Genomic DNA, 18,612 nt, shown 5'->3' with positions numbered 1-18,612 from the left:
CGTGATGATTTTCAATATACAACGCTACTCCACACATGACGGCCCAGGTATCAGAACCGTGGTATTTCTGAAAGGCTGTTCGCTGGGCTGCCGTTGGTGTCAGAATCCTGAAAGTCGTTCCAGAAAGAAAGAGCTGCTATTTGATGCCCGTTTGTGTCTGGACGATTGCGATCTCTGCCAGCGCGCGGCGCCGGATGTTATTGAACGCTCGCCGGCTGGTGTGGTGATTTATCGCGAGCGGCTGAAAGAGAACGACTTCCCGCGCCTGCAAACCTGCTGCCCGACGCAGGCGCTGACGGTCTGCGGCGAGGCGTTCGACCTGGATAACATCATGGCGATCGTGCGGCGCGATATGCCGTTTTACCAGCGCAGCGGCGGCGGCGTAACGCTGTCCGGCGGCGAACCCTTTATGCAGCCTGATGCCGCCGGCGCGCTGTTGCAACGCTGCCATGAAGAGGGGATGCACACGGCGGTGGAAACCTGCCTGCATGTGCCCTGGTCCTATATTGAACCCGCATTGCCCCATATCGATCTCTTTCTGGCCGATCTCAAACACGTGGATGAGCAGGTGTTCCGTGAGTGGACGGACGGCTCCGCCCGGCGGGTGATGAAAAATCTGCACAACGTCGTGCGCGCCGGGAAAGCGCTCACCATTCGCGTGCCGCTGATCCCGAACTTCAATGCCAATGAAACGGCGGTCAGGGCGATAACCGACTTCGCCGCCGATGAGCTGAACGTCGCCGATATTCATTTTCTGCCTTATCACACGCTGGGCATGAATAAGTATGCGTTGTTAAACCAGGCTTATCTTGCCGCGGATAAGCCGTTGAACGATCCCGAACTACTGGCTTTTGCAGAGCATTACGCACAGGCAAAAGGGCTGAAAGTCACATTGAGAGGATAGACCTATGACCACCCTGAATTTAACTATGCTGAGCGAGCGTATTAAAGCGCATAAAAACGCGCTGGTTCATATCGTAAAGCCGCCGGTATGCACCGAGCGCGCTCAGCACTATACCCGCGTCTATCAGGAAAATATGGACAAGCCGATTCCGGTGCGCCGTGCGTTGGCGCTGGCCTGGCATCTGGCTAATCGCACTATCTGGATTAAACATGACGAGCTGATTATCGGCAATCAGGCCAGCGAAGTGCGCGCCGCGCCCATTTTTCCGGAATACACCGTCAGCTGGATTGAAAAGGAAATTGACGATCTGGCCGATCGGCCCGGCGCCGGCTTCTCGGTTAGCGAAGAGAACAAACGCGTGTTGCATCAGATCTGCCCGTGGTGGCGGGGGCAGACCGTACAGGATCGCTGCTACGGCATGTTTACCGACGAGCAGAAAGCGCTGCTGGCGAGCGGTATTATCAAAGCGGAAGGCAATATGACCTCCGGCGATGCGCATCTGGCGGTGAATTTTCCGCTGCTGCTGGAGAAAGGGCTGGACGGATTACGTGAGAAAGTGGCCGAACGCCGTTCGCGCATCGACCTGACGGTGCTGGACGATTTGCACGGCGAACAGTTTCTGAAAGCCGTTGCTATTACGCTCGACGCGCTGAGCCGGCACATTAAGCGCTACGCCGAATTGGCCAGAAATATGGCGGCGGCGGAGCCGCGCGATGCCCGCCGCCAGGAGTTACGTCTGATTGCGGAAAACTGCGATCTGATTGCGCATCGGCCGCCGCAAACCTTCTATCAGGCGTTACAGCTGTGTTACTTCATACAACTGGCGTTGCAGATCGAATCCAATGGCCACTCGGTCTCTTTCGGGCGGATGGATCAATATCTCTATCCGTACTATCGCCGTGATGTGGAACTGCAACAGACGCTGACGCGGGAGAACGCCATCGAGATGCTGCAGAGCTGCTGGCTTAAGCTGCTTGAGGTCAACAAGATCCGCTCGGGTTCGCACTCGAAAGCCTCCGCCGGCAGCCCGCTTTATCAGAATGTCACCATCGGCGGACAGAATCTGATCGACGGCGAGCCGATGGACGCGGTGAATCCGCTCTCTTACGCCATTCTGGAGTCATGCGGCCGCCTGCGTTCAACCCAGCCGAACCTGAGCGTGCGTTATCATGCGGGCATCAGCGACGATTTTCTCGATGCCTGCGTACAGGTGATCCGCTGTGGTTTTGGTATGCCGGCTTTCAACAACGATGAAATCGTTATTCCCGAGTTCATCCGTCTGGGCGTTGAACCGGAAGATGCCTATCAATACGCCGCGATTGGCTGTATCGAAACGGCGGTGGGGGGAAAATGGGGATACCGCTGTACCGGCATGAGTTTCATCAACTTTGCCCGCGTGATGCTGGCCGCCCTTGAAGGGGGATGCGATGCCACCAGCGGCAACGTTTTCCTGCCGCAGGTATCGCGTCTGTCACAGGGCAACTTCGAGAACTTTGATCGGGTCATGCAGGCATGGGACAACCAAATTCGCTATTACACGCGTAAATCGATTGAAATTGAGTATGTGGTCGACACCGTGCTTGAAGAGAATGCGCACGATATTCTGTGTTCGGCGCTGGTGGATGACTGTATCGAGCGGGCGAAAAGCATCAAGCAGGGCGGCGCGAAATATGATTGGGTTTCCGGCCTGCAGGTGGGCATCGCCAATCTGGGCAACAGCCTGGCGGCGGTGAAAAAACTGGTGTTTGAACAGGGGGTGGTCGGTCAGCAACAGCTGGCGCAGGCGTTGGCGAGCGATTTTGCCGGCGCAGCGAATGAGCAATTGCGCCAGCGTTTGATCAATCTGGCGCCGAAATACGGCAATGACGACGACAGCGTCGATGAACTGCTGGTGCGCGCCTATCAGACCTATATCACCGAGCTTCAGCGTTACCACAACCCGCGTTACGGGCGCGGGCCGATCGGCGGCAACTATTACGCGGGGACGTCGTCCATTTCCGCCAACGTGCCGTTCGGCGCCGCGACCATGGCGACGCCGGACGGGCGCAAAGCCCACGCGCCGTTGGCCGAAGGGGCTAGCCCGGCGTCCGGCACCGACCATCTGGGGCCGACGGCGGTGATCGGTTCCATTGGCAAACTGCCTACCGGGTCAATATTGGGCGGCGTATTGCTGAACCAGAAGCTGAACCCGTCGACGCTGGATAATCTTAACGATCGCCATAAGCTGATGGCGCTGCTGCGTACCTTCTTCGAAGTGCATAAAGGCTGGCATATTCAGTACAATATTGTCTCGCGCGAAACGCTGATGGCGGCGAAACAACATCCCGACCAATATCGTGACCTGGTGGTACGCGTGGCGGGTTATTCGGCGTTTTTCACCGCGCTGTCGCCCGATACCCAGGACGATATTATTGCCCGCACCGAGCATACGCTGTGATTGATCCCGATTGATGACAACCTTTCTGCTTCTAACCCCATCCTGACTCTCTCGGGGTGGGGGAGAGTTCAGCGTTTTTAATAAGTTAACTCCTCACCCAGACAACGGTCTCTTAGTCACATTTTTATGCGGACTCAGAGACCGTTTCGTGCGCCACAATACCGCCATTTTCATGCGACCTCGTCGCACGCGCCCGACACAGGGAGCACAAACGCCAGCCCCCGGTGAACCCCGGCTTGCGGCTAAATTATGTCGCTGCGCGATGCCTTCGTCGGTATTGCCGATGGGGATTATTCTCAACAGGAACGTATCAGGTTCCTGACCATGCTGGCGAGCAAAGCAGAGAAGACCCCGCAGGAGTAATGCGCGGGAAAGGCTAGTTAGATCCACGTCATTCCCGCGCAGGCGGGAATCAGCCGATGACTGCGCACGGTTTCAGTGGGAGATTCCCGCCTACTTCCGCGGGAATGACGGGGATGATTCCATAAATATCCTCATCCGATCATAATAATGATGATCATCGTTTTATTTTATAATCGTTTGATTTTAAATTTATATTTTTTGATTTTCTGCCAAAAATTCCTTGCCGATATGTCGTTTTTTTCGGCATAATGCGCCCCGAAAGTTTCTCAATGGATATGAAATAGGAAACCGCATGGAAAGCATGACTTCTGCACGCCCGTATGTTACTGCCTCCGATCTCTTCCGCTATCCGTTGTTAACCGTAACCGCCAATACCGCGCCGCTGTTGGTGCCGCATTTCAGCGCCGTCGAAGGGCTGAGGCCGACCCGCGCGGCGCACCAGGCGGTGAAAGCCATATTGAAAAGGGATTTGAAATAATGTCAGACCCGACAAAAATCATAAAAATTTATCCGACGTTTGATAAAAGCGGCAACGCCATTTATGACCTGTATAGCTATCCGAAGGGAAGCAATATCGAGCTGCAATGCCAGGTTTATCCGACGCGGGTAATCCCGGTGTTCTTTATTCCCGGCGTGATGGGCAGCAATTTGAAAAACACCGATGAGGGTAAACCGGTATGGCGTTTAGATAGTAAAACGGAAATCGCGAAAGCGTGGTTTTTCGCCAGTGCGGAAGAACGAAAAAGGCTGTTAAATCCTATGGAGACAGAGGTGGATACTGGCGGCGATGTCGATGAGTCCGATAATGAACTGTTTTTATTGCAAACCCGGCGTGAGCGCGGCTGGGGCAGCGTGGCCTATACCAGCTATGCGCCGTTTCTGACCTGGCTGCAGGAGGTGCTGAATGATTTTTCCGCCTATGGCCGGGGTGAGCGCCATAAGCTGGTGGGTCAGGATCTGGCGGCGGAAATCGGGGAGTTGGCGCTGCAAGAAGAGGAAGTGAAGCTGAGCTACAACTATCTGTTCCCCGTTTTTGCCGTCGGCTACAACTGGCTGGAATCCAATGAAAAGTCTGCTGAATCTCTGGGAAAGAAGATCACTGAGACGATCACCTTTTATAAAAGAAAAGGCCGGCGCTGTGAAAAAGCGATCCTGGTCACTCACTCAATGGGCGGGCTGGTGGCGCGCCACTATAGCGAATGCCTGGGCGGCAGAGACAGCGTGCTGGGGGTGGTGCATGGAGTGATGCCCGCTACCGGCGCGGCGGCCACCTACCGGCGGATGAAGGCGGGCACGGAATACAAAGATATAGAGTCATGGGCGGCGGCGCGGGTGCTGGGCAGCGATGCGGAAAAGATGACGGCGGTACTGTCGCAGGCGCCGGGGCCGCTGCAACTGCTGCCCGGACGGGACTACGGCATGGGCTGGCTGAAAATTCAGGATGGCGATAACGTCTATTCCTATCCGAAACAGGATCCTTACAGTGAGATCTATCTGGTGAGAGATAAATGGTGGGGGTTATGCGATGAGCGGTTGATTAGTCCGGGAAGCCGCCGTACTCAGTGGGAATTAAATAGCGATTGGCGTTCGTTTGCAGAAATAATAAAAGAGGATGTTCAAATATTTATCGAGAACCTGTCAGGTAAATATCACCCCAATACCCATGCATTTTACAGCGCCGCCAGCGAGCACCCCTCATACGGTGAAGTATGCTGGCGCACGGGCTCACCGCCACCCGATGGGGGGATGAATAAAGGCCGGCAGCGCGATGCGCCTAATGCGCAGGTATTAAAAGTGGGCGCAACAGGCGAAACACGTTCGGTGGCGACCCCGCTAAGCGGCACGGGCTGGTCTAAAGTGATTCAGCAAACCTACTCGCTACTGCCGCCCACCGAAGCGGGCGACGGCACGGTGCCGCTGCGCTCGGGTCGGATATCGGCCAATTATCTGCGTTCGCGCTGTCAGGTGGCGGTCGAGCATGAGCCCGCCTATCAGGACGCGAAAGCGCGGCTCTTTACGCTGCGGGCGATCGTCAAGATCGCGCAGACAATCAAACACACAAAACAGGGCGACGGATGAAACGCACAACGGTTATTGGGGCGCTGCTGGCGCTGGCGGCGGGTTATGGGATTTATCAATGGATGACGCCCTATCCGCCGCAACAAGATTTAACGCAACGGGAGGAAACGGTGGTGGAGACATTTTTAACGGCGATGCAAACGCGCTGCGTGGGGCGTTATCTAATTGATATCCCAGCGTCCTTTACATTAAGAAACAAAATACCAAGGGCATTTATCAACGAGCACCCGGTAAGAACTCAGCATATATATCACCCGGCGTTTGAGCAGAAAATCCGCCGCCGCGAAGCGCAGTTAAATAGCGAGAAAACCCTTAATCCGCTGGATATGCCGTTTTTAAAGCGAAAGCATCCCTTGCCTACGGGTATGGACGGGGTGATTTTTGAACGTAATAGAAGTGGAGCCGTTCCAGACTCATCCCGAATATTGGAAGCGCATCTTTATACTAACGGGGTAGCGGTTGAAATTGAGGTAAGAACAAGAAATGGTTTGGCATCCAAATATGACAGCGATCGTAAGGATTATCCTGAACTCTATGGCAATAACGTTCCGCAAGATCTGATGGCATTAACGGAATTACTAAAACGGATTGAAGGACGTAATGAAACGGATATCCCCGACCGGACGGGCTTTTGTGGGCCAAATATGTTTATTGCGGATGGGGATTATTATAGAAAGGAGTATATGAGGCTGAGTTATATATCGCCGGATTATCCCAACATTGCTCTCAGTTTTGCTACCGATAATTTCACTCGGGAAAAAGATTCGCTGCTGGAGCGCAGTGCGGAAATAAACCAGCTTATTGCGGCGTCGGCAGGGAAAACGCTGCAAAAAGGCGCACGCCATATCAACGGACTGTATGGCGAGGAGTGGCTGGAGGAAAGCAATGGGCTTAATCGTCCAGTACACCGCGTTCATAGTTTTGCATTAAACGTCAATGAAAAAAACGGCGGTGAAAAGACGCCAAAACTGAGTATTTTGTTCAGACAGGAACCCCTGCCGGATGAGCAGTTGCCGCCGAAAGAGGCTATCGCGGCGTGGGAGCGAATAACCTCGACGTTACGGCTGCGGCAGGGGGCGTTTAAGTAAGCGGCCGGTATGCACAGGGAAGGAAAACGTAAAATAGCCGTTTGGCTGTTGCTGCTGGCGGCGGGTTATGGGATTTATCAATGGATAACGCCCTATCCGCCAAAACAGGATTTAACGCAACGGGAGGAAGCGGTGGTGGAGACATTTTTAACGGCGATGCAAACGCGCTGCGTGGGGCGTTATCTGATTGATATCCCAGCGGCGTTTGCGGTGGAAGACGGTAATATGATGACATTTATCGACAAGCATCCGATAACGACCAAACGTCTATACCATCCGGCGTTTGAGCAGAAAATCCGCCGCCGCGAAGCGCAGCTAAACGGCGAGAAAACCCTCGACCCGCTGGATATGCCGTTTTTAAAACGCAAGCTTTCCCTGCCCGCGGGCATGGACGGGGTGATTTTTGAACGGAATGAAGATACGGGCGTGCCGGATGCCGCACGGATATTGGAAGCGCATCTTTATACCAACGGGGTAGCAGTTGAGGTGGAGGTGAAAACCAGGAACGGCCTCTCATCCCGTTATGATGAAGATAGAAAGGATACCCCGCGTATTTATAATAATAACGTTCCGCAAGATCTGATGGCATTAACGGAATTACTAAAACGCATTGAAGGACGTAATGAAACGGATATCCCCGATCGGCCGGGCTTTTGTGGGCCAAATATGTTTATTGCCGATGGGGATTATTACCGGCAGGAGGAGGTGTCGCTGAGTTATACATCGCCGGAGTATCCTAAAATCGTGATTAACCTTGATACCGATAATTTCACTCGGGAAAAAGATTCGCTGCTGGAGCGCAGTGCGGAAATAAACCAGCTTATCGCGGCGTCGGCAGGGAAAACGCTGCAAAAAGGCGCACGCCATATCAACGGACTGTATGGCGAGGAGTGGCTGGTGGAGGGCGACGGAATTAATCACCCGATACAGCGCGTTCATCGTTTTGCATTAAACGTCAATGAAAAAACCGGCGGCGAAAAGACGCCCAAACTGAGTATTTTATTTCGACAGGAGCCCCTGCCGGATGAGCAGTTGCCGCCGAAAGAGGCTATCGCGGCGTGGGAGCGAATAACCTCGACGTTACGGCTGCGGCCGGGTGCGTTTAAATAATCAGTATGGATGGAAAAAACTGAATTGAAGTCATTCAGGGTTTTCTGGCTATTTCAGTGGCGTATGAGTAAATCTATTGAAATACTCATAAGTGTTACTTCACCCATTGGAACCGGGTTTATCATAGGTTGGATGTGGAAATAATTCGTATATGTTTTCCCGGCTCTTTTTTACTATTTATAATTATAGGCGATATCGAGGGTAGCTTTGATAACTACATTGGATTTTAGTGATCTTAGTATTTGGTTTATTATTTACTTAATGATTCGGGTGTTGATTTATAACATGTGGCCGATGTGGGTCATTGTGGTGGCCGTGTTTTTATATTTGTCTATTAAATCATACAAGGAACGTAACGCGAAAGATGTCATTATATTGATGACGGTAGTCATTATTTTTTCTTTTCTTACCGTTCGTTCTGTTAATTGGCTTTACGGCTGGAATATTTTTTAAATTCCAGTGTTTTTTTGCATGTTGTAGGCGCGAAGAAAGTCAACACGCCTACAACTTGCCAGATGATGGATATAAATAAGGAGAGGGTTATGAGCGGTATTGTTTGTCTTGGTGATTCAACCGATCACGGCGGGAAAGTGATTACGGCTTCGTCAACGCTTTACTATGAAGGAAAACAGGTTGCGCTGGTGGGAGATTTGGTGGCATGCCCTAAGCCGTGGCACGGCGTTAATCCGATTATTGAGGGTTGTAATACCATGATGGATAACGGAAGATCGGTCGTAGTAAATAATTGTTTGTGTCAATGCGGCTGTCGTGTATTAACGTCCATGCCTCATAACAGCGTTGAGGCATAATCATGGGATGGCCGATTCCTGATACTCAGCAATATCGTGTTTCTCTTCCTCGTAAACGTACCTGGATTTTGCTTGTTTTCTCGTTCGTAATCGCGATTTTTCTATTTATCATTTCTTATTTCATCCAGGAAAATGTCCCAGAACTGGTCGCGTATATTTTGCCATTAGCGTTTTGTACCTGGCTGTTTGCTTTTTCGTCATCCTTGTATTGTTATTATAAAGAGGTAAAGAAATCGGTATGGGATAACGAGCTGAAAAACGCGCATATCGCATGGGAAAAATGGAGCAGAAAACAGTTGGTGGTTAGCGGTAACGTAATATTTTCTCCAGAAGAAGATAATGCGGCAGTCATGTTGCATGATATCCAGGACATTCCCGCTTATCCCCATAAAGGTCGGCCCTTATTCACTCAAAGCCAAGCGCTTAAACAACGTTTGGTTGAAATAGATGAAATGTTAGAGCATCAATGTCCTGGTTATCGGTGTTTTCTGCATACCATTTATCTGGCGGGTATTTCGCTTGAAGTCGTGAAAACAGACGCTGAAGACATTTTTGAACAGTGGCATTTATATCCTGAACATTTGTCGTCGCTTTCAGAGATAAAATCATGGTATGGCGCGGATGCGCACAAAGGCGTAGCCTTACTTCTCAGTATTCAACTTTGGCCTTCACAACCCGAGAGTTATAGCGAGTTTATTAGTGCGCAATTGATAACTTCCCCTGTTTTTGCCAAAGAAAAAAATCTTCCCATTTTAGCCGGATTGGGGAGGGTGATGCCCTCGTTATCCGATACATTATCACAAGATCTCGATATGCTGTTTGAATATACCTGTGTTGATAGAGAGAATATAAAAAATATCTGGATATCGAAGTTAGACAGAAAATTAATGGCGGATATATCCATTTATGCCTGTGATAAGAATATTCCTCTGTCATTGGAAAGACCCTATCATCTTATCGACCATACTTTTGGACCTGCCGGTCCAGTATCGGATTTTATCGTCCTGGCATTATTGATAGGCGAGACGCAATACCATCAGGATATTCAACTATTATTGAAGGGATGTGACGATGAAGGGGTTTTTCTTTGTCTAATAACACGAGAGCTTCTCGATAATTAAGTAACTCATTTTTATATGTGAAATGGGGTAAATATGTTTTTATTTTATCATGATAATTGCCTAGTAAAGATATTTTTTAAATAAAGCTAAGTTTATTAATTCGTTAAATCCGCAGGTGAAATATGGTTTTCTTTATCTCCAGAACTACGGGGTAATATCTCTGTGGATTAATAATACCGATATCCAATGAAATAAGAAGAGGTATGAACATGCTGTCCGTATCCGAACTCGCCAGCCGCCTCACCAGCACGCTGAACCGTTATCAACTGTCTGTTTCCGGTCGAAGCGACCTGGACGTGGAGTCCTTTAGCGCCACCGAGGGGCTGAGCCAGACCTATTGCTACCAGATAACCTTTACCAGCGGCAGCGATATCGCCCCCGGCGAGATGCTGTTGCAGGACGTCACCTTTACCTTCAATGCGCCGGGCGTCACGCTCGGCGATGTGGCGCTGCCTGCGGCCTCGGCGCGGGCGGTGCACGGGGTGGTGACGCAGTTTCAGCGGCTGTCGGCGTCGGCGGACGAGGTGCGCTATCAGCTGACGCTGGAGCCGCGGCTGGCGTTGCTAGCCAATGCCGGGCGGCCGGCGATATACCAGAACCAGTCGGTGCCGGAGATAGTCGAGCAGATATTGCGCCGGCAGCATCAGTTCGAAGGCTGGCAGTTCGAGTTCCGCCTGCGCAACAGCTACCCGCCGCGTGAGCAGGTGATGCAGTGGCAGGAGAGCGACCGGGCGTTTATCGACCGGCTGCTGGCGGATGTGGGCATCTGGTATCGCTTCGAGATGGACGCGCGGCTGAAAAGGGAAGTGGTGGTGTTCGCCGACGACCAGCAGTTCTACCAGTTTGACGTGAGCCTGCCGCTGCGCAGTCCGTCGGGAATGAACGACAACGGGGTGGAGTCGGTATGGGGGCTGAGCTCGGCGCATCAGGTGGTCAGCCAGTCGGTGCGGGTGAAGGATTACAACTACCGCCAGGCGGGAGACGGCCTGCAGACCGAAGCAGAGGTGAGCGGCGGCGGGGAGAGCACTTACGGACAGGTGTACCGTTACGGCGACAACTACCTGACGCTGGGTGGCGAAAGCGGTGAGTCGGGCGGCGAGACGGCGGAAGGGGGAGATTTCTACGCGCGGCTGCGCCACGAACGGCTGCTGAATAATCAGCATCAACTGAGCGGGAAGAGCAATGCCTCAACGCTGGCACCGGGACAGATGCTGGAAATCGCGGGTAGCGTGCCGGCGATATTCGCCAAAGGGATAGTCATCACTACTATCAGCGCCGGCGCGCGGCGCGACAGCAGCTATACGCTGAAATTTACCGGCATTCCCTACAGCGAGACGGTGGGATTCCGCCCGAAGCCAGAAGCGCGACCGAGGATAGCGGGGACGCTGCCAGCGCGGGTAACGAGTATTACCGCGGGCGACACATACGCGCATCTGGACAAGATGGGGCGTTACCGGGTGAAGTTCGACTTCGACCTGGATAACTGGAAGACGGGCTACGAAAGCCTGTGGGTGCGTCTCGCCAAACCCTACAGCGGCGACACCTACGGCATGCACCTGCCGCTGCTGGCGGGAACGGAGGTGGCGATAACGTTTGAAGAGGGCAACCCGGACCGGCCGTATATCGCCTATGCGCTGCATGACTCACGGCACCCGGACCATGTGACGCAGGCGAACAACAAACGCAACGTTATCCGCACGCCGGCCAACAACAAGCTGCGGATGGAAGACGAGCGGGGCAAAGAGCATATCAAGCTGTCGACCGAGTACGGCGGCAAGTCGCAGTTGAACCTGGGGCATCTGGTGGACGGCAGCCGCGAGCAGCGGGGGGAAGGGTTTGAGCTGCGCACCGACCAGTGGGGGGCGATACGGGCGGGGAAAGGGATTTTCATCAGCGCGGAGAGGCGGGAGCGCGCCGGTTCCGAACAGTTGGATATGCAGGAAGCGATAGCGCAGTTGGAGCAGGCGCTGCATTTGGCTGAATCGTTGCGTGCGGCGGCGGAAACGGCGCAAGCGGAACTGGCGGATGTGGAACGGCAAAAGACGCTGTTGACGGAAAGTTTGGAAGAGTTAAAACAGGCGGCTTTATTGCTGTCGGCTCCTGCGGGCATCGCGCAGATAACGCCGAAAAGCGTGCAACTGTCGGCGGGTGAGAATCTGACGGCCACCAGCGGCGAGAATACGGATTTCAGCGCATTGAAGCGGTTTACCGTGGCTGCGGGAGAACGGATAAGCCTGTATGCGCAGAAAGCGGGCATGAAGCTGTTTGCATCCAGAGGCAAAGTGGAGTTACAGGCGCAGGGAGACGAAATGGCGTTAGATGCGTTGAAAGATGTGCAGATAAGAAGCAGCGAAGGCCGAATAATCATCAGCGCGAAGAAAGAAATCATCCTGAGCAGCGGCGGCGGCTATTTGCGAATTGGGAATGGCGAAGTGGAAAGCGGCGCGCCGGACAAAATCATCCAGCGGGCGGCGGTATGGCAGAAATTCAATGGGCAAAGCGCCAGCCAAGTGTTTAATCAGTACCAACAAGGGGATTATGAACTCCAGCCGAAAATGGTGTGGATCGGTTCGGATGACCCGGTGCCGGGGCAGCCGGTGGTGCTGAGCGGTGAGTCGGGAAACAGCACGTTGATCACCTCTGCCAGCGGGGAAACGGATAAGCAAAACCAGCTTTACGTTGATAGTGTGAAAGCCATTTTGAAAAAAGAGGAACGGGATGTCTGAATCATCACGACAGGTAAAGATATACTCGGCTTTTGATAAAAGTGGAAATGCGATTGATGAGTTATTCAGCTAATTGCGGATGATTCAAACGGGAGCGGTCGGCCTTACAGAAAAGATATTGGTCGTTGCTCATGTTGGCTTGTATCTTGAATGCGATAACTTGATGTTTTTTGTTTTCACTGGGGAGCAGGGCATGAGTAATACGCTGGAGCATTACCGTTATTTGCATCAGATTCCCGAATTAGGATTTCAGGAGTTTAAAACGTCGGCGTATATCGCCGGGGTAATGGAAGCGGCCGGTTATCAGGTTACCCGCAATCTGAATGGCACCACCGGCATTGTCGCCGAGCTGGATAGCGGCCGGCCCGGGCCGGTGCTGGCGCTACGCGCCGATATGGATGCCCTCGGACACATTATTGACGGCGAGCGGGTTGCCCGCCATACCTGCGGACACGACGGGCATTCGTCGGTGGTGATGAGCACGGCGCAGGAAGTAATAAAAGAAGGGCTGGTTAAAAAAGGGCGCTTGAAGATCATTTTTCAGCCGGCGGAAGAGTTGGGAAAAGGCGCGCTGGCGATGGTGGCAGGCGGCGCCATTGACGATGTCGATATGCTGATCGGGTTTCATCTTCGTCCGCAGGAAGAGTGCCCGCTGGGGTTGGCGGTGCCGGCCATGCTGTATTCGGCCAACACCACGCTTGAAGCCACGATTACCGGCGTCCCGGCCCACGCGGCCCGTCCTCATCTGGGCATTAATGCCTTGGATGCGGCGGCCAGCGCGGTACAGGCGGTCAATGCCATTCATCTGGCGCCGAATCTGAACTACAGCGCAAAAGCGACCCGTTTTCTTTGCGATGCCGGCGTGACCAACTCTATTCCTGATAAAGCCGTGGTGTGCTGGGATCTGCGCTCGCAATACAATGAACCGATGGATGCGTTGAAAGCCAAGGTTATTCAGGCCATTACCCGCAGCGTAGAGGCGCTGGGCGCCACCGCGCAGGTGCGTATTTTAACGGAAATGCCCGCCGCGGAGGTCGATGATGAGATGACCGCCCTGATTGCGGAAGCCATTACCGAGGTGCTGGGCAAAGACGGGCTGACCGGGCCGAAAACCACGCCGGGGAGCGAGGACTTTTTCCACTACCCGATTCAGCGTCCGGCCATTAAAGCCGGATTCTGGGGATTAGGCGCCAACCTGACGCCGGGCTTGCATCATCCCGACATGCGTTTCGATCTCGACGCGCTCAACATCGGCGTCAGCGTGTTTAAAACGTGCGTAGCGAAAATATTGGGCTAGTACGCAACGGATTTTAGCGGCGTTGGCCTCGTTGGCCGGTAGGGTTTTACCTGCCGGTCGTTCACATTAATCAGCGCAGACGTTGCGGTTGCCATCGACTCCGGGAACGCGACATCGCCTGATTTGTTTTCCCTTCGGTGCAAAAATCTTTTCGCGAGCCGGTTCATCGCTGAAACGGGCAAGGGCATCGCACCGCGGTTTCATCTCTCTGAAAGGGACGGTCTTCGTTACATTGTGGTGCATGTCATGCATCATATTGGGGCGAAACGATCGCAAATATCCCATCTTTAAGCAAAGTTAAAAAATAAAATTCATATTTATTAAATAATTATAAATTTATTTTTATAACTGGCCTGCTAATTGCTTTTTATGGTTCATGCGTTTCATGAGTTATTTTTTAAAGAAACAATAGTGCCAGAAAGGAAAACAGCATGATCGGCTATCCAGACAATAATTCTGTAGAAGCGATCGGTGAGTTACAGGATTTAATCCGCCAAATTCATCCGATGCTCTCTCCGGCTGAGAGAAAATTCGTTAAGGTTCTGCTGCGCTATCAGCATAACCTGGCCAGCTATAGCGCAACTGAACTCGCCAAGCTGGCTGGGGTGTCGAAATCGACGGCGGCACGCTGTTTTCGTCATCTTGGCTTTACCGATTTTAATCATTTTCGCAGTACGTTTCGTCCCGCGATGGTCACCGGCAAATCACCGTTGACCCATCTTGAGAATACGGCGCCGGGGGTCGAGAACACCTACGATCGTCTGGTGGCTCACGTTGAAACGGATAAGCACAACCTGGATAACGCCCTGGATAATGTCTTCGCCGATAACCTGGCGAATGCGGTCAAACTGCTGGGCGGCGCGCGGCGTATCTGGATCACCGGATTCAGAAACAGCTATATCTCGGCTTATTATGCGCTGTCGATATTTTCCAATATTTGTCGTGACGTCCGGTTGGTCAACGATAGCGCCGGGCGCTTTGTCGATAATCTGGCCGATTTGCACGAAGACGATGTCATGCTGGTGGTGGATTTCCCCAGACGAGTCAACATGCTGGATAAAATTGTTAAAGTCGCCAGAAGTAAAAACATCAAAATTATCTGTTTATGCGAAAGCCTGATTTCTTCACTGAATGCGCAAGTGGATGTGGTATTGGCCTGTAATACGGCCAGCCGAACCATTTTTGATTCTTATTCGGTCAGTATCAGCATGATTAATTTTCTGGCGGGCGAGCTGGCATTACAACATCCGCAAAAAGCGCGCGAGAGAATGAAAGAGATTGAGAAAATACATCAAATGACCGGTGATTTATTTATTAGCAATGATGAACAGGTTTGAAATACAGGAGAGTAGATTATGCCCCGCTATGTCAATGTGGCTATGGGTCAATTAGGGCCGGTTAATAGAGCAGATAGCCGACAAGATGTCGTCGCTCGGCTGATGGAAATGATGCGGGAAGCCAAAAGTCTTGGCGCGGATATTATTGTTTATCCCGAATTGGCGTTAACCACGTTTTTTCCCCGTTGGTATATTGAAGACCAGAATACTATTGATGAGTGGTTTGAAACCGCCATGCCGAATCCGGCGACGCAGCCGCTGTTTGATTTGGCCAAGTCGATGAAAATAGGCTTTTATCTCGGTTATGCGGAATTAGCGCGCGAAGACGGCGAGGTCAAACATTACAACACCTCTATTCTGGTGGATAAGACCGGCGAGATTATTGGCAAATATCATAAGGTTCATTTACCCGGCCACCGGGAGAATGAACCCTGGCGGGCATTCCAGCATCTGGAAAAACGTTATTTTGAGCCGGGAAACCGTTTTGATGTCTATCCGGCGTTTGGCGGCGTCTTCGGCATGGCGATTTGTAACGACCGGCGCTGGGCCGAAACCTATCGGGTCATGGGATTACAGGGAGTGGAGATGGTGCTGATCGGCTATAACACCCCGGTACATAACGCGCCCGCGCCGGAACATGATGATTTATCGCTGTTTCACAACCAGCTGTCTTTACAGGCCGGCGCCTACCAGAATGGAACCTGGGTGGTCGGGGTGGCCAAAGCCGGCTGTGAAGAGGGGATAGAACAGATCGGCGGAAGCTGCATTATCGCGCCATCGGGGGAGATAGTCGCTTCCTGCATTAGCAAACATGATGAAGTCGCTATTGCGCATTGTGATTTGGATTTTTGCCAGAAATATAAAAAGACGACATTTAATTTTGATATTCACCGGCAGCCCGCTGCTTATGGTCCTATTACGCAATATAAAGGAGAGACGCTTGACGCCAATGGCCAACGCCGTATTTTTCGTGGTTAAAATGATAATTAATTAAACCCATCGTTTATTGGGTATGTCCAACCATTTTATTAAATAAATGACTGATGATTTTATCAGCACCAGGGGCTTTATTGCTTGTTACTAACGAGGTAAATCATGAATATGTTTTTTAAAAAATGTTTTTGTGCCGTAACTATCCTGCTGAGCGTCGGTATGAGCACGGTAACGCAGGCCGATGATTCCGCTATCGCTAAAATAAAGGCACGGGGCGAATTGATCGTCGCGACCGGTAATTATCGCCCGTTCGAATATTATGACGATAATAATAAGATGGTGGGATATGACATTGATATCGCCCAAAAGATCGCCGAAAAATTAGGGGTGAAACTGAAAGTCAACGATATGCAATTTACCTCGCTGATTCCGTCGGTGCAAAGCGGTCATGCGGATATTGTCATCGCCGCCATGTATATCAACGATGAACGTAAGAAGGTGGTCGATTTTTCTGAACCCTATTTAAAAACCGGTATGGTGCTGGTGGTGAAGAAAAGCAACAACGCCATCGCCGGTCCCGAAGATCTGAAAGGGCTGACCGTCGGAGCCAAAGCGGGCGCAACCAGTGAGCAGGTGGCTCGAAAACTGAGCGAAACCACGCCGTTTACCATTAAAGCCTATCAGGACACCAGCGCCCAAACGCTGGATTTAACCTCCGGGCGGATTGACGCCGGTATTAACGATCTGCTGAATCAAATGGAGCTGAATAAGGTTTTCGACAATGTCAAAGTCGTCGGCAAATCATTCACGGAGGCCTCTCTGGGCATTGCCGTCAAGAAGGGGGATACGCAGTTGGTTTCACTGGTGAATAGCGTCATCAATGAAATGCGGGCAAGTGGCGAGCTGGACGCGCTATACAACAAATGGATCATCGGTAAGTAATCATAAGGCGGTTTAAATGATGAGCATCGATCTTAACTATGGTGTGGTTCTGAGTAAGTTTCCACTGCTGTTGGATGGTTGCGTGGTAACGCTACAGGTCTCCGCCTGCGCGCTCCTACTGGGAATGGCATCAGGTATTGTCGGTGCGCTCTGCCGTTTATCACGCAATCCATTATTACGCTGGCCTGCATTCCTCTATGTCTGGGTGGTACGCGGTACGCCGTTCCTGGTGCAGTTGTTTATTCTGTATTTTGGTCTGGCGGCCATCGGCCTGCCGATGGGCAGCATGGAGGCCGGCATTATCGGATTGGGCGTGAATGCCGGCGCCTACATCACGGAAATTATTCGCGGCGGCATACAGTCGGTGGATAGGGGGCAATCGGAAGCGGCGGCGTCATTGGGCATGAACGGCGGCCAGTCCATGTTCCATATCATCGCGCCGCAGGCCATCAAATTCTGCGTTCCCGCGTTGGTGAACCAGTTCATTATGACGTTGAAAAACTCGTCCATTGTTTCACTGGTGACGATTGCCGAGCTGTTTCATGTCGCTGACCGCATTAACTCGGCGACGTTCCGATCATTTGAAGTCTATACCACGGTTGCCGCACTTTATCTCATCATGAATACCTTTTTCATGCTGATTGCTGCCTGGCTGGAAAAAAGGATGGCGAGATCATGAGCAGTTATATCCTTGAAATGCACAACGTCTGTAAACGCTTCGGCGAGGTGGAGGTATTAAAAAATTTCCACCTCATGGTCAAGCCGGGTGAAAAAGTGGTCATTATCGGCCCAAGCGGTTCCGGTAAAAGCACGGTTTTACGCTGCATCAACCATCTGGAAACGATTCAGAGCGGGAATATCATCTTTGATAATAATGAAGTGCATGATAAGGCCGATCTCCGCTATCTGCGGATGAACGTGGGAATGGTGTTCCAGCGCTTTAATCTTTTTCCGCATAAAACGGTGCTGGAAAATGTGATGGCGGCGCCGGTGATTGTTAAAAAGACGCCGCGCGACCAGGCTCATACGCAGGCCGTTAAGTTACTGGAACGGGTTGGGTTGAAGCAAAAAATCGATAGCTATCCGCGCGAGCTTTCCGGCGGGCAGCAACAGCGCGCCGCCATTGCCCGTTCGCTGGCGATGAACCCCAGAATCATGCTGTTCGACGAGCCGACCTCCGCGCTTGACCCAGAGCTGGTCGATGAAGTGCTGTCGGTCATGAAGGGGCTGGCCGATGAGGGGATGACCATGCTGGTCGTCACGCATGAAATGGCGTTTGCCCGTGAAGTGGGAGACCGGGTGCTGTTTATGGATCACGGCGTGGTGGTGGAGCAGGGCCACCCGGAACAGCTGTTTACCGCGCCGGAGCAAGAGCGTACCAGAAATTTCCTTCGCCGGGTTTATCGGCACACCGACTAAGCGAATTTTATTTCAGCCAGAACGACGCTCCGGTGGATGAATATAGA

At 52.1% G+C, this 18,612-nt stretch carries 15 protein-coding genes; all 15 read left to right on the top strand.

Annotation, left to right across the window (positions count from 1 at the left end; all coding sequences use genetic code 11):
- The first annotated feature begins 4 nt into the window (after positions 1–4).
- The 15 genes from ACN28R_RS10375 (at position 5) to ACN28R_RS10305 (ending at position 18,565) form a co-directional block, all read left to right on the top strand.
- Entirely contained in the window at positions 5–904 is a 900-nt protein-coding gene (locus ACN28R_RS10375) for a glycyl-radical enzyme activating protein (protein ID WP_095834336.1), read from the top strand.
- A gap of 4 nt (positions 905–908) precedes the next feature.
- Positions 909–3,341 carry a formate C-acetyltransferase/glycerol dehydratase family glycyl radical enzyme gene (locus tag ACN28R_RS10370; RefSeq protein WP_095834335.1) on the top strand — a complete coding sequence of 811 codons (2,433 nt, stop codon included), beginning with the start codon at positions 909–911 and terminating at the stop codon, positions 3,339–3,341.
- 655 nt (positions 3,342–3,996) lie between these two features.
- A complete protein-coding gene (locus ACN28R_RS10365) occupies positions 3,997–4,182 on the top strand; it encodes a hypothetical protein (RefSeq protein WP_095834334.1) in 186 nt (61 codons plus the stop codon).
- Complete coding sequence (locus tag ACN28R_RS10360; protein WP_095834333.1) at positions 4,182–5,783, top strand: esterase/lipase family protein; 1,602 nt, start codon at positions 4,182–4,184, stop codon at positions 5,781–5,783. The genes ACN28R_RS10365 and ACN28R_RS10360 overlap by 1 nt, the downstream gene beginning before the upstream one ends.
- Positions 5,780–6,871 (top strand): T6SS immunity protein Tli4 family protein, encoded by a 1,092-nt coding sequence (locus ACN28R_RS10355; protein ID WP_095834332.1) that lies wholly within the window; start codon positions 5,780–5,782, stop codon positions 6,869–6,871. Before ACN28R_RS10360 ends, ACN28R_RS10355 begins: the two co-directional genes overlap by 4 nt.
- A 9-nt stretch (positions 6,872–6,880) precedes the next feature.
- Positions 6,881–7,981, top strand: coding sequence for a T6SS immunity protein Tli4 family protein (locus ACN28R_RS10350; protein ID WP_095834331.1), 1,101 nt, complete (start codon positions 6,881–6,883; stop codon positions 7,979–7,981).
- Positions 7,982–8,523: 542 nt separating this feature from the next.
- Positions 8,524–8,790: a PAAR domain-containing protein gene (locus tag ACN28R_RS10345; RefSeq protein WP_095834329.1), complete on the top strand. Its 267-nt coding sequence runs from the start codon at positions 8,524–8,526 to the stop codon at positions 8,788–8,790.
- Between the two features lie 2 nt (positions 8,791–8,792).
- Positions 8,793–9,911 (top strand): hypothetical protein, encoded by a 1,119-nt coding sequence (locus ACN28R_RS10340; RefSeq protein ID WP_095834328.1) that lies wholly within the window; start codon positions 8,793–8,795, stop codon positions 9,909–9,911.
- Between the two features lie 209 nt (positions 9,912–10,120).
- Positions 10,121–12,637, top strand: coding sequence for a type VI secretion system Vgr family protein (locus ACN28R_RS10335; protein WP_095835776.1), 2,517 nt, complete (start codon positions 10,121–10,123; stop codon positions 12,635–12,637).
- Positions 12,638–12,830: 193 nt separating this feature from the next.
- Positions 12,831–13,934 carry a M20 peptidase aminoacylase family protein gene (locus ACN28R_RS10330; protein WP_095835775.1) on the top strand — a complete coding sequence of 368 codons (1,104 nt, stop codon included), beginning with the start codon at positions 12,831–12,833 and terminating at the stop codon, positions 13,932–13,934.
- Positions 13,935–14,365: 431 nt separating this feature from the next.
- The gene (locus tag ACN28R_RS10325; RefSeq protein WP_095834327.1) at positions 14,366–15,271 is read left to right on the top strand and encodes a MurR/RpiR family transcriptional regulator; all 906 of its coding nucleotides are present in this window, start codon (positions 14,366–14,368) and stop codon (positions 15,269–15,271) included.
- A gap of 18 nt (positions 15,272–15,289) precedes the next feature.
- Positions 15,290–16,249 (top strand): N-carbamoyl-D-amino-acid hydrolase, encoded by a 960-nt coding sequence (locus ACN28R_RS10320; RefSeq protein ID WP_095834326.1) that lies wholly within the window; start codon positions 15,290–15,292, stop codon positions 16,247–16,249.
- Between the two features lie 117 nt (positions 16,250–16,366).
- On the top strand, positions 16,367–17,146 hold the full coding sequence (locus ACN28R_RS10315) for an ABC transporter substrate-binding protein (RefSeq protein ID WP_095834325.1): 780 nt from the start codon (positions 16,367–16,369) through the stop codon (positions 17,144–17,146).
- Positions 17,147–17,162: 16 nt separating this feature from the next.
- Complete coding sequence (locus ACN28R_RS10310; RefSeq protein WP_220701788.1) at positions 17,163–17,825, top strand: amino acid ABC transporter permease; 663 nt, start codon at positions 17,163–17,165, stop codon at positions 17,823–17,825.
- A gap of 8 nt (positions 17,826–17,833) precedes the next feature.
- Positions 17,834–18,565: an amino acid ABC transporter ATP-binding protein gene (locus ACN28R_RS10305; protein ID WP_183092127.1), complete on the top strand. Its 732-nt coding sequence runs from the start codon at positions 17,834–17,836 to the stop codon at positions 18,563–18,565.
- The last annotated feature ends 47 nt before the right edge of the window (positions 18,566–18,612 follow it).

Origin of the sequence: Brenneria goodwinii (genome assembly GCF_002291445.1) — a bacterium.
GTDB classification, from domain to species: domain Bacteria; phylum Pseudomonadota; class Gammaproteobacteria; order Enterobacterales; family Enterobacteriaceae; genus Brenneria; species Brenneria goodwinii.
The sequence above is the reverse complement of the archived record's forward strand: the minus strand, read 5'-3'. Positions and strand labels throughout refer to the sequence as shown.